This window comes from Polycyclovorans algicola TG408 (genome assembly GCF_000711245.1).
Taxonomy (GTDB): Bacteria; Pseudomonadota; Gammaproteobacteria; order Nevskiales; family Nevskiaceae; genus Polycyclovorans; species Polycyclovorans algicola.
The window spans coordinates 3068802-3083320 of sequence record NZ_JOMH01000001.1; the positions used below are offsets into that span (position 1 = coordinate 3068802).

A 14519-nucleotide genomic window follows, 5' to 3' on the forward strand; every position below is an offset into this window, starting at 1 on the left:
TATAATAAGTTTTTGCCGGAGTGCCGGACCCCATGTTTGACCGAATCGAGCGCGAAGCGCTGACCTTCGATGATGTTCTGCTGCAGCCGGCCTATTCCAATGTCTTGCCGCGTCAGGTCTCAACCCGGACCCAGTTGACGCGCGAAATCACGCTGAACATTCCGCTGCTGTCGGCCGCGATGGACACCGTCACCGAGGCGTCGCTGGCCATCGCCATCGCCCAGGAAGGCGGCATGGGCATCGTCCATAAAAACCTGCCGCCCGAGGCCCAGGCCTACGAGGTCCGTGCGGTCAAAAAGCACGAGTCCGGCGTGATTGCCGACCCCATCACCGTCGATCCGACCATGACCATCGGCGAGGTGCTGAAGCTCACCCGCGCGCACAAAATCAGCGGCGTGCCGGTGGTCGATGGCGAGCATCTGGTGGGCATCGTCACCGCCCGCGACCTGCGCTTCGAGACCCAGTTTCACGAGCCGGTGTCGCGCATCATGACGCCCAAGGAACGGCTGGTGACCGTGCCCGAGGGCGCCTCGCGCGAGGAAGTGCTCGACAAGCTGCACCGCCATCGCATCGAAAAGGTACTGGTGGTCAACGACCATTTCGCGCTGCGCGGCATGATCACTGTCAAGGACATCCAGAAGTCCACCGATCACCCGTTAGCCTGCAAGGACAGCGAGGGCCGCCTGCGCGTTGGCGCGGCCGTCGGCACCGGCGGCGACACCGACGAACGTATCGAGCGGCTGATTGAGGCGGGCGTCGACGTGATCGTGGTCGACACTGCACACGGTCACTCACAAGGCGTGCTCGACCGTGTACGGCTGGTCAAGCAACGCTTTCCGCAGGTGCAGGTCATCGGCGGCAACATTGCCACGGCAGAAGCCGCCATCGCGCTGGCTGACGCCGGCGCCGACGCGGTCAAGGTGGGCATTGGTCCGGGCTCGATCTGCACCACGCGCATCGTCGCGGGCGTCGGCGTGCCGCAGATCAGCGCAGTCATGGCGGTCGCGGCGGCGCTCAAGGATCGTGGCATTCCGCTGATTGCCGACGGCGGCATCCGCTACTCCGGCGACTTCGCCAAAGCCATCGCCGCAGGCGCTTACGCCGTGATGGTCGGTTCCATGCTGGCCGGCACCGAAGAGGCGCCAGGCGAGGTTGAGCTGTATCAGGGACGCTCGTACAAGAGCTATCGCGGCATGGGCTCGCTGGGCGCAATGGCACAGGGCTCGAAAGATCGCTACTTCCAGGACACCACCGACGAAGTCGAGAAGCTGGTGCCCGAAGGCATTGAAGGCCGCGTGCCCTACAAGGGGCCGATGGCGTCAATCCTGCACCAGATGGTCGGCGGTTTGCGCGCTTCGATGGGCTACACCGGCTGCACCACCGTTGAAGAAATGCGCACCATCACCCGCTTCGTAAAAATCACCGGTGCCGGCATGCGCGAAAGCCATGTGCACGATGTGTCGATTACCAAGGAAGCGCCGAACTATCGGGTGGATGGCGGCTGACGCCTGATTCCTTCAAGTCGATGCATGCCAGAACAGCGCGCTTGATCGTCACGCCTCCTCATCACGTCGGCCCGTCGAAACAATGAACATCCACGCCCACCGCATCCTGATTCTGGATTTCGGCTCGCAGGTCACCCAGCTCATCGCCCGCCGCGTCCGCGAAGCCGGCGTGTACTGCGAACTGATGCCGTGGGACGTGGGCGACGCCGCCATCCGCGAGTTCGCGCCCAAGGGCATCATCCTGTCCGGCGGGCCGGAGTCGGTGACGGCAGCGGGCAGCCCGCGCGCCAGCGATGCCGTGTGGTCGCTGGGCGTGCCGGTGCTGGGCATCTGCTACGGCATGCAGACCATGGCCGAACAACTGGGCGGCAAGGTCGCGCCCGGTACGGTGCACGAATTCGGCTTCGCGCAGGTGCGGGCGCGCGGCCATTCCAAACTGTTTGACGGCATCGAAGACCATCGCACCGCCGAGGGCCACGGCCTGCTTGACGTGTGGATGAGCCACGGCGACTACGTGTGTGAATTGCCGCCCGGGTTCAGCCGCATCGGCAACACCGGCGACCTTGAAATTGCCGCCATGGGCGATGAATCGCGCGGCTACTTCGGTCTTCAGTTCCACCCCGAAGTCACCCACACCAAGCAGGGCCAGGCGATCCTGTCGCGCTTCGTGCACGTTATCTGCGGCTGCGGCCGCGAATGGACACCGGCCAACATCGTCAGCGACGCGGTCGCCAAAGTGCGTGAGCAAGTCGGCAGCCGCAAGGTGTTGCTGGGCCTCTCGGGTGGGGTTGATTCCAGCGTCGTTGCCGCCCTGCTGCACGAGGCCATTGGCGACCAGTTGACCTGCGTGTTTGTCGACAACGGCCTGCTGCGCCTCAACGAAGGCGATCAGGTGATGAAGGTGTTTGCCGAACACCTGGGTGTGAAAGTCATCCGCGCTGATGCGCAGGATCAGTTCATGGACGCACTGGCCGGCATCGACGACCCCGAGGCCAAGCGCAAGGTGATTGGCGGCGCGTTCATCGACGTGTTCGAGGCCGAAGCCAACAAGCTCACCGACGTCGACTTTCTGGCCCAAGGCACGATCTACCCCGACGTGATCGAGAGTGCGGGTGCGAAGACCGGCAAGGCCCACGTCATCAAGAGTCATCACAACGTCGGCGGCCTGCCTGCGCACATGCGCATGCAACTGGTCGAGCCGTTGCGCGAACTGTTCAAGGACGAAGTGCGCAAGATCGGCCTCGAACTGGGCCTGCCGCGCGACATGGTGATGCGCCACCCCTTCCCCGGCCCCGGCCTGGGCGTGCGCATCCTCGGTGAAGTAACCCGCGCCGCCGCAGACACCCTGCGCCGTGCCGACGCCATCTTCATCGAAGAATTGCGCAAGGCCGACTGGTACGACCGCGTCAGCCAGGCCTTTGCCGTGTTCCTGCCGGTGAAAAGCGTCGGTGTCACCGGCGACGGCCGCCGCCATGCCCCGGTCATCGCCCTGCGCGCCGTCGAAACCATCGACTTCATGACCGCCCACTGGGCCCACCTGCCCTACGAACTGCTGGACGTCTGCTCGCGCCGCATCGTCAACGAAGTGCCCAACATCTCCCGCGTCGTCTACGACATCTCCGGCAAACCACCTGCAACGATTGAATGGGAGTAGCGCCGCGACCCACCCGTCGAGGGACCCGCGCAGCGGGATCGACGGCAAGGGGCGTGGCGCGATCAGGAGTTCAGGAACGATCAACCCGTGCTGCTCATTTCCAACCGCGCCAACAAAGTTGGGGATGCAGCGCCGCGAGCTACCTGCCGAGGGGCCCCACGGAGTGGGGATCGGCAGCAAGGCGAGTCGACACAATTGGGAGATGTGGGCCTATCCGATGACTGGGTACACAGCTGCCGTCGACGGTGGTCTGGATCACAGCGCCAGCGCCCGCCTGAGATCATCGTGTTCGAACGCGCTGGCCATCCGGACAATCTCGGTGGGGCGGGCACCTGCCGCTTTGGCGGTTTCGCGCCACGTTGCGGTCACGGTTGCGACCTCTTTGATGATTGCGCGGGCCTGCAGCAGTGTGAGGCCGAAGAACGACGAAGCCGCCTCAAGCAGGTCGAGCGAACAGGTGCCCTCGTCCAAGTCGATGTTGGTTGTCAGCACACGCGCCTTGAGATCGGTGGGGACAGGGTTAAGGTCATAGGCGGGAGAAAGCGACCATCCCGCCTTGCCGAGCCAAAGGAAACCATGGTTGCGAAGGTGATCATCGACATTGGAAATCAGTACGTTAAAGACCACCCGCCGATAGAGAGCATGGGCATCGGTCTTCCCCTGCGCGCCATGTTGCGCAAGCGCGTCGACGATTTCCGGGTAGCTGCCGCGCTCACCGTCCTTGGCGCCCATCATCGCCATCGCTGACAGGAAAGGAATGCGGATCGCGCCGGAACGATCAAAGCGCCGCGACAGCATCACCGCCTTGCCGGCTACCTGAATCAGCTCATGGTGCGGCGTGGTGATGCCGGCCTGCTCGGCCAGCCGCAGCGCAATCTCCTCCCAGGTTTCCATGCTGTAGTCGTCGGTCTCCTTCGGAAACTTGGCGATGGAGAGGTGTCCGTGCTGGTCGATGACCGACGCTTTCGGCCGCGCGCCGCCAAGCGAGGAGCCGGGTGCGAGGATGAGTTGTAGGTCCTCGTCCGTTTCCTCGTCGCGGAGGATCCGTTCGGTGATCTGGAGCAACCGCCCGAGTTCGATCAGAGCGGGGACGCCGGCGCGCATAGGCGCCTGAAACATCTCGTCGCCGGACCAGCGGAATCTGAGGGCGCCCAGGCGGGTCTCGTCGGCGACGCCGAGCAGGTAGTCGCTTTCCGTAAGGGTGCGAACGGCGCGGCCTTCGCGTTCGGCAAGACGGCGCTCGGCCCGTTGCATCAGACGGCGCCCCCATGTGTCGGGCGCTGAGTCTCCGATGGAACCAAAAACCGCCAGTCCGGCTGGAGGTGCAAAGGCACCGCGGGTCAGGGCAAGGGCAGGCTCAAGCGAGAACCGGTCGGGATCGACGCGCCACGCGCCGTCGTACTCGAAAAGGATCGTCTCGGCGCCTCGAACACGATTGCTCCTCGCCAGTCCAATGGGGCGCGTGCGGCCGTCCAGGTCGATATGGACCTCGAAGTCAGACATCGCGAGTTGATCCGGCTGTTCGCTTGAGATGGACGTGCTTGGGCAGTTCCGCACTGGCGAGCGCCTGTCCAACCAGGTCGTTGCCGATGTCGGCGATCTCGCCCAGGCCGTCGAGCAGGCCCAGCGCCTGAAGGACGCCCGCATAAATGCCGATGCTGACATTGGTGTCCCCGGCCTCGACCTTTTGCAGGGTCGAGCGGGATGTGAAGGCACGCTCCGCGACGACGGCCATGGGCAGCCGCCGACGCCGACGGGCATCGTGGATGTCCGCACCCAACTTGCGTAGGGCGCGCCGCACAGCGGCGGGAGGATTGTGTGGTGTAGGCATCTTGAAATCTTCGCACTACAAATTAGCCAAGTATGTAGCACGAAGCTTACAACGTTACTAACTGTCACGCGATGTTGATCCCATTAAGACAGGACGGCGGGGCGGGCCCGTAACGCTATAAATCCGGGAAGCGGAATGGCGGACGGCTTAGAGGCGGCGAAATACATGAGCATTTCGAGCACCGCGGGGACACGAAATGACGAGCGCAGTCGTTTTGCAGAGGTTCCCTAGCCTCGTGAGGACGCCGCAACATTCACAATAACGCCCATGACCCGCGCTTTCCGACACGCCCGCCTGCTCGTCACGCTGACGACCTGCCTGCTGCTCACGCCCGCCATTGCGGCCGATACCACCCGCACCGTCACCGACGACCGTGACCGCAAGGTCAGCCTGGCCGCGCCTGCCCAGCGCATCGTTGCACTGGCGCCGCACATCACCGAGAACCTGTTCGCCATCGGCGCCGGCGCCCAACTGGTCGGCACCGTGAGTTACAGCGACTATCCCAACGCGGCGGAGGCGGTGCCGCGCATCGGCAACCACGGGTCGCTGGACATGGAAAAGATCATCGCCCTCAAGCCGGACCTGATCCTCTCGTGGGTCAGCACCGGCAACCGCAAGCAGGCCGAGCGACTCGAGGCGATGGGCATGACGGTCTATTACTCCGACAGTCATACCTTTGAACAACTGGCCAGCACTTTTGAGCGCATCGGCCACCTCACTGGTCGTGATGACGAGGCCAAGGCGCTGGCGGAAGGCTTTCGCGCGCGCATTGCGACGCTTGGGGCGCGCCATGCCGACGCCGAGCCGGTGACCGTGTTCTATCAGGTCTGGGACCAACCGCTGATGACAGTCAGCGACCGGCACCTGATCGCCAAGGCGATTCGTCTGTGCGGCGGCGTCAACATCTTCGGCGACATGGACACGCTGATCCCGCGCATCAGTGTCGAAAACGTGCTCGCGCTGGACCCGGACGTGATCATCGCCGGCGGCATGGGCGAGGCCAACCACGACTGGCTCAATGCCTGGAAGCGATGGCCCGAGTTGCGCGCCGTCGGTGACGAACAACTGCGCTTCATCCCGCCTTCGTTGCTGCAACGTCACACCCCGCGCTTTCTGGAAGGCGCTTCGATGCTCTGCGACGCCCTGGCGCAGACGCGGCAGCAGCGGTCCACGTCGCAGTGAGTCGGCCTTGGGTCGTGCTGGCCGTGCTGCTCCCTGTGGCGTTGTTGGCGCTGGTGGTGGGCGTCGCCATCGGCAGCGTCACCATTGCCCCAACCGAGCTCTGGGCGGTGCTGCGCGGCGACGGGGCGGCGCTGCACAAGACGCTGCTGTTTGACCTGCGACTGCCGCGCGCGCTGTCGGCGTTCGCTGTCGGCGGGCTGTTGGCCGTGGCCGGGGCGCTGATGCAGATTCTGCTGCGTAACCCGCTGGCCGACCCGTATGTGCTCGGTTTGTCGGGCGGCGCGTCGGTGGGCGCCCTCAGCGCCATGTTGGCAGGCGCGGGCGTAATGCTGGTCGCCGGCGCGGCGTTCGCCGGCGCGCTGGCTTCCACTTTCGTGGTGTTTGGCATTGCCCACGGCACGGGCAGTTGGTCGCCGGTGCGGTTGCTGCTGACCGGCGTTGTGGTCGCCGCAGGTTGGGGTGCGGTGGTGAGTTTCATGCTGGCGGTCAGTCCCAGCACCGAGCTGCCGGGCATGCTGTTCTGGCTGATGGGCGACATGGCCCACGCCCGCAATCCATGGCCGCCGCTGAGCATTTTGCTGTTGGTGGTGCTGGTGGCCGTGCCGTTCGGCCGTACGCTCAACATTTTGGCGCTGGGTCCGCAGCAGGCCGCTGCTCTGGGCGTGTCGGTGCGCCGCAGCGAGTGGCTGTTGCACCTGGCCGCTGCGCTGCTGGCCGCCACCGCCGTGACGGTTGCCGGCAGCATCGGCTTTGTCGGGCTGATCGTGCCGCACATGCTGCGCCTGGTCATCGGCAACGACCAGCGCGTGCTGTTGCCGGCTTCGGCGCTGGTGGGCGGGGTTCTGCTGGTTCTGGCCGACACGCTGGCTCGCACCCTGATCGCGCCCGAACAACTTCCGGTAGGGGTGATCACCGCGCTGCTCGGCGTGCCGGCGTTCCTGTTTTTACTACAGCGGAGCCGCGCATGAGCGCCGCGCTGAGCCTGCACGATCTGGTCATCAACATTCCCGGCCGACCCGACGGTCGCGCGCTGGCATTCCCGGTGCAGGCCGGTGAACGCTGGGGCGTGCTCGGACCCAACGGCGCCGGCAAAACCACGCTGCTGATGACACTGGCGGGCTTGCGCAGCGCGCGTGGCGGTGAGGTCCGGCTGAAGGGCGACGCACTGGGCGTCCTGCCCCGCGCTGCCATCGCCCGGCGCGTTGGCGTGGTGTTTCAACAGCACCATGATGGCTTCCCGGCCACCGTCATCGAAACCGCGCTGATGGGTCGCCACCCGCACCTGCGGGCCTGGGCCATGGAAGGCGCAGACGATTACGCGCTCGCCACTGCGGCGCTGGCGCGCGTCGACCTGCAGGACCTGCGTGACCGCTCGGTGCAGACCCTGTCGGGCGGCGAGCGCCAGCGCCTGGCCTTCGCCACCCTGCTGACGCAGGCGCCCGACGTGTTCCTCTTAGACGAGCCGACCAACCATCTCGATTTACATCACCAGATTGCCCTGCTCGAACTGATCGTCAACGAAACGGCGCGCGGGCATGCGGCCGTCATGGCGATGCATGATCTCAACCTCGCCGCGCGCTACTGCAGCCATATTCTGCTGCTGTTTCCCGGCGGCGAAGCCTGCTGGGGGCCCGCCGCCAACATGCTCACGCTGCCCGCGCTGGAGAGTCTCTACGGTCATCCACTGGCCAGCGGCACGGTCGATGGACTGCCGGTCTTCCTGCCACGATCGGGCCAGCGCCGCTGACTGAGAGGCTTCCGACCCGTTGCCGCTCAGCCAGCAGCGCTGGGCATGCTGCCGTCAGAACGCAAAATCCTTTTGCAGCGACACCACCGCCTTGGGGTCATCGCGGGTGCCGGGAAACAGCGGGCCGCCTTCAAGGTCGGTGCCAATGAAGGCCAGCGACAGGGTCAGGCCCTCGTCGATGACACGGCTGGCCGTGAGGCTGTAATCGACATACCGGTCACCGTAGAGCGCAATCGCGCCGTTGCCTTCGGTGTAGCCCGCCTGCAGGGCGACGCTGAACAGTTCGCCGACGTCGTGTGACACGGTGGCGCTGTAATAGTAGGCCTCGCTGCGAGTGGCGAAATAGTCTGGCGAGTAATAAAAATCCAACTGCACCGGGCCGGCATGCAGAGCCAGATAGGCCTCGAGGGTGTCCAGATTGCGTCGTCCGGGATTGAGCGTCAGGTCTTCCTTGGCTTCGGTCAGAAAGTAATACAGCGCGCCACCTTCAAGAACCACGTGCTCATTGAAGGTGTGGGCGTAACCGGCATAGACATCAAATTCGCTGCCGCCAAACTGGTTGGCGTTGGCGGCGAACAACCCGCCAAACAGGCCGTTGTCGGCGTGGTGGTGGACCAGTGCATGCAGCGCCGCACCGCCCTCGGCAACGATGCCGCGATAAACGTATTCGCTCAAGGCGCTGACATAACCGGTGGTGCTGCCGGCCGTGGCAGCGGGGGCGGACATGAGGCCGGCACACAGGGCGGCGCACCCGCCCAATCGCGTCAGTGAAGTCACTGGGTTTCTCCTGTTGATTTATGTCGTTATTGCCCTTGTCGCGCGACTGCGCGAGCGAGCGGCCTGACCATAGATCAAGCAGGAAGCGACCGGCAAGGCACAGCGTTTAAGGCGATGCCCTGATCCGTCTGCGCAGATGCTGCCCCCGGATGACTTGCACTACGAATAATAATCGTTATCATTCGCAACTCTGGGATTCCGAGCCATGCCGCCGCATGGCCATTCAGCCAAACCCGCCACGCTTTGCGACACGCGTGGTCCGGTCAGCCACCCCACAGGCCACCGTCCGGAATCGGTCGGCCACATCAAGGGACATGACCGATGCATCACTACTCACGACTGCTGGGCAGCAGCCTTTGCCTGCTGTCGATTCAGGCGTTCGCGCAAGGCGCCGTCACCGCAGAATCTGTCGACAAGAACGACGCCGCAGTGCCCGGGCTGATCGACACGGTGACCGTCACCGGCAATCGAAACTCGGCGTACGGCAGCAACCAGAGCACCAGTGCCGGCAAGATGCCAATGGATCTGATGAAAACGCCCCAGGCGGTGCAGATTGTCACCGGCGCCACGCTGGCCGATTTTCAGCCGATTTTTCTCGATGACGCGCTGCGCTCGATCAGCGGCATCAACCAGACCAATACCTTTGGCAACACCGGGGACGGCGTCACCGTTCGCGGCTTTCAGCCCAGCAGCTACTTTCGCAACGGCACGCGCACGCTGGCCTCGCGCAGCCTGACGCCGTCGACCGAGCGCATCGAAATTCTCAAGGGTCCGTCGTCGCTGCTTTACGGCGATGTCGAGCCGGGCGGGCTGATCAACGTGATCACCAAGCGGCCCCTGTTCGAAGATCACTTCGCCACCTTGAGCTACCAGTTTTCGAATCGTGGCGGCAATCGGTACAGCCTTGATGCAGGCGCGCCGATGGGCACGTTCGCGGGTGGCGAGCTGGCGTGGCGGCTGGTCGCCGACCAGGACAGCTCGGACTACTGGCGCAACTTTGGCGCGTACGACAACACCTTCATCGCGCCGTCACTGTCGTGGCGCGGTGACAAGCTGAGTCTGACGGTCGCCTACGAATTTATCGACAACGATGGCCCGTTTGACCGCGGCACGGTGGTGGTCGGCGACCGTATTGCCGACATTCCGCAAACCCGGCGACTCGGCGAAGCCTTCGAGAAACTCACCCAGACCCTGCACATCGGTGAATTGCAGGCCGAGTACGCACTGCGCCCGACCACGACGCTGCGCTTCAGTGCGGTCTATCAGGACAGCGAGAGCGACGACCTTCAGGCCCGGCCGCGCTTCGTCACCCAGAACGCTGCCGGCCAGGACGTGTTGCGACGCCGCGTTGACGGCACCTTCGGCCGCTATGAGCAGAACCGCTACCTGTCAGCCAGCCTGTTGCAGAGCCTGACCACCGCGGGGCTGGACCACCAGATTCTGGTCGGCGTCGACCAAGAACACGGCGATAACGGCCGCGCCGGATTCCTCGTCGGCCCGGACGAGTCAGCCGAAGAAGCCTTGGTCATCGACGCGCCGGTCTACGGTGCCCTGGACCCCAACGTGTTCACAGAGCTTGCGACTGGCCCGTTCCGCGGCGACAACACCACGCTGGGGGTCTATCTGCAGGACGTGATCAGCATCGGCCCGCGCTGGACCGTGCTGCTGGGTGGACGTTACGAGCAGTACGAGAGCGCGCAGCGCACCGCCACCGTCGACGCCGCCACGGTCAGTGACGACAGCACCGTGCTGCCGCGCGCCGGCTTGGTGTATCAGCCGCAGCCGTGGGTGTCGGTTTACGTCAGCTACTCCGAGAGCTTTTCGCCCAACGTCTTCACGCCCGACAATTTCGTGCCCGGCTCGCCCACCTCGTTCGACGCGGAACAGGGCAAGAGCCAAGAGGCCGGCGTCAAGTTCGACGTGGCCGGCGTGAGCCTCACCACCGCCGTGTTCAAGGCCGAAAAATCCAACGTGTTGGAAGTGCAGGACATGGTGCCCAACCTGATCGACTCGGCCGAGGTTGAAGGTTTCGAGATCGACCTAGCCGGCGAGCCGGTCGATGGCCTGAGCGTTCAGACCGCCTACGCCTACCAGGACAGCGACGACGGCGAGAGCCGCCCCCTCACCAACGTCGCCCGTCACACCTTCGGCCTGACCACCGCCTACCGCGTTGGCGCCGGGCCGCTGGGCGGGCTGTCGTTGGGCGCCTCAGGGCAGTATGTCGATGACCGCGACGGCGGCGCCAACCCTGGCGCATCGCCCGGCGGGCCGGAGTTTTTCAATGTCCCGCAGTACACCGTGGTGGACCTGTTCGCCGCCTACGTGTTCAACACCGACTGGGCGCCCATTCGCGCGCAACTGAACCTGAAGAACGCGCTGGACGAGGACTACTTCCCGTCCAGCGGCGGCAGCCTGCGAATCAATCCCGGTCAGAGCCGGACGCTCTACGCCAGCCTCAGCGCGCAGTTCTGAGTCTTGAAGCAGGCCACCACCAAGGCGCTGTACGCCGTCCATGCCTGGACCGGTATCGTCACCGGCCTGCTGTTGTTCGTGATCTGCTTTTCCGGCGCGGTGGTGGTGTTCAAGCATGAGTTGGACCTGTGGGCCAACCCCGGCCTGCAGGCCTACTCGGCCGCACCGCCGCTGGCGTCACTGGACACCGTGGTGGCGACCTTGCAGGCCGCAAGGCCGGACGCGCGTATCGACAGCGTCAACCTGCCCACCGATGCTTTGCCGACATTCACCAGCTTCATCTCCGAACCGGATGGCACCCGCGTCAAGCTGGCGCTGCACCCGCAAACCGGCGAACTGCTGGGACCGGTCGAAAGCGAGCTGGGCCAGTTCATCCGCAGCCTGCATGTGTTTTTGCTGTTCGGCCCGCGCTGGATCGTCGGCTTCATGGGCGTGGTGATGCTGGTGTCGATTGTCACCGGTGTGCTGATCCACCAGAAAATTCTCAAGGACCTGTTCACCCAGCGCTGGACCAGTAGCCTGCGGCTGATGCTGTCGGACGCGCACAAGCTGATCGGCGTCTGGGCACTGCTGTTTCACATCCTCATTGCCGTGACTGGTGCATGGCTGGGGCTGGCGCCGGTGGTGATGACCGCCGCGCGGCACCTCGCCGACCGGCCGCCGCCGAGCTTCACCCCCGCCGCCCTTGAAGCGGCCGCCGCCGGAGATGACCCGCTGTCACTGGACACGTTGTTCGACCGGGCGCAGACCGCGCTGCCATCGGTGAAGCTGCAGTCGCTGCGGCTGGTGGACTGGGGCACGCCCGCGGCAAGCACCCAGTTCTCGGGGCCCGCCAGCACGGGGGGTGGCCTGTTTGGCGACGTCACGCTTAGGGCGGCCGACGGCGACGAGGTGCGACGCCGTGACCCGCGCGACGCCGACTTCTGGGCGCGCGTCAACGGCTGGATGGAGCCGCTGCACTTCGGCGACTTTGGGGGCCTGACACTGAAATGGCTGTACTTCTTTCTCGGGCTCACCCCGGCGCTATTGTCGATCACCGGCACCTGGCTGTGGATTGAGCGCCAAGGCAAAGGCAGTGATCCCTCATGACCCGGCTGGAACGCGGCCTGCTCGGCCTGCATGCCGGCGCGTGGTTGTCACTGCTGGCGGTGTCGGTGCTGAGCCTCGCGCTGGGCACTGCGCTGCCCCTGCTGTCACCCGACGTCGGTGGTGGTCGCTGGGCCTTCTTGGTCGGGTGGCTGTTGCTGGGCACGCTGGTGGCGCTGCCGCGCGAGGCGCGGCGGGCGTGGCAGTTGACCTGCGGGCTGACGGCGGCAGGACTGTTGACGCTGGCCGGGTTGGGGGTGGAACAGGGTGGGCTACTGATGCGCCTCGCCTTGCTGACCTTGGCCGCCGTCATGCTCGGAATGTTTGTGCTGCTGCAGCGGGCTCAGGTTCGCAAACAGCGCCCCGGGCGCCGGAAGGCAACGACCGCGCCGCGCCCCCGACCCGCGCGGCCTGCATGGCTACTGCTTGGCTGGGGCTCGGCCATGACCAGCCTGGTCAGTAGCTTCGCCCTGGCGTGGCTCGGTGGTGATGCCGACTTGCGTGGGCGGGGCGCAGTGCTGCTACTGGTCTGCGGACTGGTGGTGGTGCCCGCGCTTTCGGCGGCCTACTGGGCACCACGGCTGGCACTGCTCGGTGTCGCCATCGCCCTGCTGATCGCCGTCGGTCAGTTCAGCCCCGGCAGCGCCAGCCTGACAATTTGTCTGACCGCCCTCGCCCTGTCGGTGGCCTCCATGGGCCTGCGTCTGAAGCACGGGGCTGCACGATGATCGAATCGGCATGCCCACTGGGCATCGCGTTGCTGGCCCCGGCGCAGTGCGCCCTGCTGCACCTTGGACACTCACGCGGTGGGCCGCGGGCTGCAGCGCTACCGGCCCGGCGGCGAAAACAGATTCATCTCGCCGTGTGGCTCAGTCTGTTGCTGTCGATGGCCGCCCTGAGCCAGCACGCAGGGTGGGCATTGGCACTGGTGTTGCCGCTGGCGGCGTTGTCAATCACCGGCCCGGTCTACGTGCCGATGGCCCGGGCCTGGCCCCGGCCAACGTGGGTGGGTTGCCGGCTTGCCGCCATTGTCGGGATCGGTCTGCTGATTGCGGCATGTCTCGGCGGCTGAGCCGCAGGTCGCCGCGCCAAAAAATAATTCTTGAGTGAGCCCTTCCGTCGCGGCAGGACGGCCCCAAACTGTCGACCTGCGTCAAACTTTGGCGCGCCGTCTCTCTATGAGGTCAACCCGTCGCCATGGTCATCGTTCTGTTTGTTCTGGGCTTGGTGCTGTTGATCATCGGCGCTGAGGCGCTGGTTCGCGGCGCCTCGCGGCTGGCGGCGATGTTTGGCATCTCATCTCTGGTCGTGGGCCTCACGGTGGTGGCTTTTGGCACCAGTTCGCCGGAACTGGCGGTGAGCATCAACGCCGCGCTCAATGACCAGGCCAGCATCGCGCTGGGCAACGTGGTCGGCAGCAACATTTTCAACGTGCTGTTCATTCTCGGCGCCGCCGCACTGATCGTGCCGCTGACCGTCAGCCACGCGCTGATTCGCCGCGACGTGCCGCTGATGATCGCGGTGTCGGTGCTGGTGTGGCTGTTTGCCTTCAATGGCACGCTAAGCCGGGTCGAGGGGCTGGCGCTGTGCGCAATGCTCGCCGCCTACATCGGGCTGCTGATCGTCCACAGCCGCCGCGAAACGGCCGCCGCCGCACCGGGTGAGACCCCTGCACCGAAGGCCACCGCCAAGACCTGGGTGGTCAATCTGGGGCTGGTGGCCGTGGGCCTTGTGCTGCTGGTAGTCGGCTCGAAATGGCTGGTCGATGGCGCCGTGACCTTCGCCCGCCATCTGGGCGTGAGCGAATTGGTGGTCGGCCTGACCATCGTGGCGGCCGGCACCTCGCTGCCCGAGGTGGTGACCTCGATCATCGCCGCGCTGCGTGGCGAGCGCGACATCGCAGTCGGCAACGTGGTGGGCAGCAACCTGTTCAACCTGATGGGCGTGCTCGGCATTGCCAGCGTCGTGGCGCCGGCCGGCATGGCGGTGACACCGGCGGTGATCACCTTTGACCTGCCGGTGATGATGGCCGTGGCCTTTGCCTGCCTGCCGATCTTCTTCACCGGCGGCGAGATCAGTCGCGGCGAAGGCGCGCTCCTGTTTGGCTATTACCTGGCCTACACGGCTTACCTCGTGCTCGCCGCCACCAACAGCAGCGTGTTGCCGGTGGTGAAGACCGCGATGCTCTATTTCGTGCTGCCGCTGACGCTGCTGACCCTGATGGTGACCCTGAGACAGGCGCGCCGCCGCGCAGACGGCTGAGCC

The 14519-nt window shown here is 65.3% G+C and carries 13 protein-coding genes; 10 read left to right on the forward strand and 3 right to left on the reverse strand.

The window, feature by feature from the left end:
- The first annotated feature begins 32 nt into the window (after positions 1 to 32).
- Together guaB and guaA are read left to right on the forward strand one after the other, a co-directional pair.
- Complete coding sequence (guaB, locus tag U741_RS0114690) at positions 33 to 1505, forward strand: IMP dehydrogenase (RefSeq protein ID WP_029891202.1); 1473 nt, start codon at positions 33 to 35, stop codon at positions 1503 to 1505.
- 82 nt (positions 1506 to 1587) lie between these two features.
- The gene (guaA, locus tag U741_RS0114695) at positions 1588 to 3159 is read left to right on the forward strand and encodes a glutamine-hydrolyzing GMP synthase (RefSeq protein WP_029891203.1); all 1572 of its coding nucleotides are present in this window, start codon (positions 1588 to 1590) and stop codon (positions 3157 to 3159) included.
- A 255-nt stretch (positions 3160 to 3414) separates the two neighbouring features.
- On the opposite strand, the gene U741_RS0114700 is transcribed toward guaA, so the two are convergent.
- Entirely contained in the window at positions 3415 to 4662 is a 1248-nt protein-coding gene (locus tag U741_RS0114700; protein WP_029891204.1) for a type II toxin-antitoxin system HipA family toxin, read from the reverse strand.
- A complete protein-coding gene (locus U741_RS0114705) occupies positions 4655 to 4990 on the reverse strand; it encodes a helix-turn-helix domain-containing protein (RefSeq protein ID WP_029891205.1) in 336 nt (111 codons plus the stop codon). The genes U741_RS0114700 and U741_RS0114705 overlap by 8 nt, the downstream gene beginning before the upstream one ends.
- Positions 4991 to 5257: 267 nt before the next feature.
- Between U741_RS0114705 and U741_RS0114710 the strand changes: the two genes are divergently transcribed.
- From U741_RS0114710 to U741_RS0114720, 3 genes are read left to right on the forward strand one after another with little or no spacing between them, the layout of a single operon-like run.
- Positions 5258 to 6172, forward strand: a complete 915-nt coding sequence (locus U741_RS0114710) for a cobalamin-binding protein (RefSeq protein ID WP_029891206.1) — start codon at positions 5258 to 5260, stop codon at positions 6170 to 6172.
- Positions 6169 to 7140 carry a FecCD family ABC transporter permease gene (locus U741_RS0114715; protein ID WP_029891207.1) on the forward strand — a complete coding sequence of 324 codons (972 nt, stop codon included), beginning with the start codon at positions 6169 to 6171 and terminating at the stop codon, positions 7138 to 7140. The genes U741_RS0114710 and U741_RS0114715 overlap by 4 nt, the downstream gene beginning before the upstream one ends.
- The gene (locus U741_RS0114720) at positions 7137 to 7919 is read left to right on the forward strand and encodes an ABC transporter ATP-binding protein (protein ID WP_029891208.1); all 783 of its coding nucleotides are present in this window, start codon (positions 7137 to 7139) and stop codon (positions 7917 to 7919) included. The genes U741_RS0114715 and U741_RS0114720 overlap by 4 nt, the downstream gene beginning before the upstream one ends.
- 54 nt (positions 7920 to 7973) lie before the next feature.
- Here U741_RS0114720 and U741_RS0114725 read toward each other — a convergent pair whose 3' ends face one another.
- Positions 7974 to 8696, reverse strand: coding sequence for a TorF family putative porin (locus U741_RS0114725; RefSeq protein ID WP_268844382.1), 723 nt, complete (start codon positions 8694 to 8696; stop codon positions 7974 to 7976).
- Between the two features lie 321 nt (positions 8697 to 9017).
- Here U741_RS0114725 and U741_RS17985 point away from each other — a divergent pair, with 321 nt between their 5' ends.
- From U741_RS17985 to U741_RS0114750, 5 genes are all read left to right on the forward strand, one after another.
- A complete protein-coding gene (locus U741_RS17985; protein ID WP_043110294.1) occupies positions 9018 to 11168 on the forward strand; it encodes a TonB-dependent siderophore receptor in 2151 nt (716 codons plus the stop codon).
- Between the two features lie 3 nt (positions 11169 to 11171).
- Complete coding sequence (locus tag U741_RS0114735) at positions 11172 to 12257, forward strand: PepSY-associated TM helix domain-containing protein (RefSeq protein ID WP_029891210.1); 1086 nt, start codon at positions 11172 to 11174, stop codon at positions 12255 to 12257.
- The gene (locus tag U741_RS18675) at positions 12254 to 12982 is read left to right on the forward strand and encodes a hypothetical protein (RefSeq protein WP_029891211.1); all 729 of its coding nucleotides are present in this window, start codon (positions 12254 to 12256) and stop codon (positions 12980 to 12982) included. The genes U741_RS0114735 and U741_RS18675 overlap by 4 nt, the downstream gene beginning before the upstream one ends.
- Positions 12979 to 13326 carry a hypothetical protein gene (locus U741_RS0114745; protein ID WP_029891212.1) on the forward strand — a complete coding sequence of 116 codons (348 nt, stop codon included), beginning with the start codon at positions 12979 to 12981 and terminating at the stop codon, positions 13324 to 13326. Before U741_RS18675 ends, U741_RS0114745 begins: the two co-directional genes overlap by 4 nt.
- Before the next feature lie 125 nt (positions 13327 to 13451).
- Complete coding sequence (locus U741_RS0114750) at positions 13452 to 14516, forward strand: calcium/sodium antiporter (RefSeq protein WP_029891213.1); 1065 nt, start codon at positions 13452 to 13454, stop codon at positions 14514 to 14516.
- Positions 14517 to 14519: the final 3 nt, after the last annotated feature.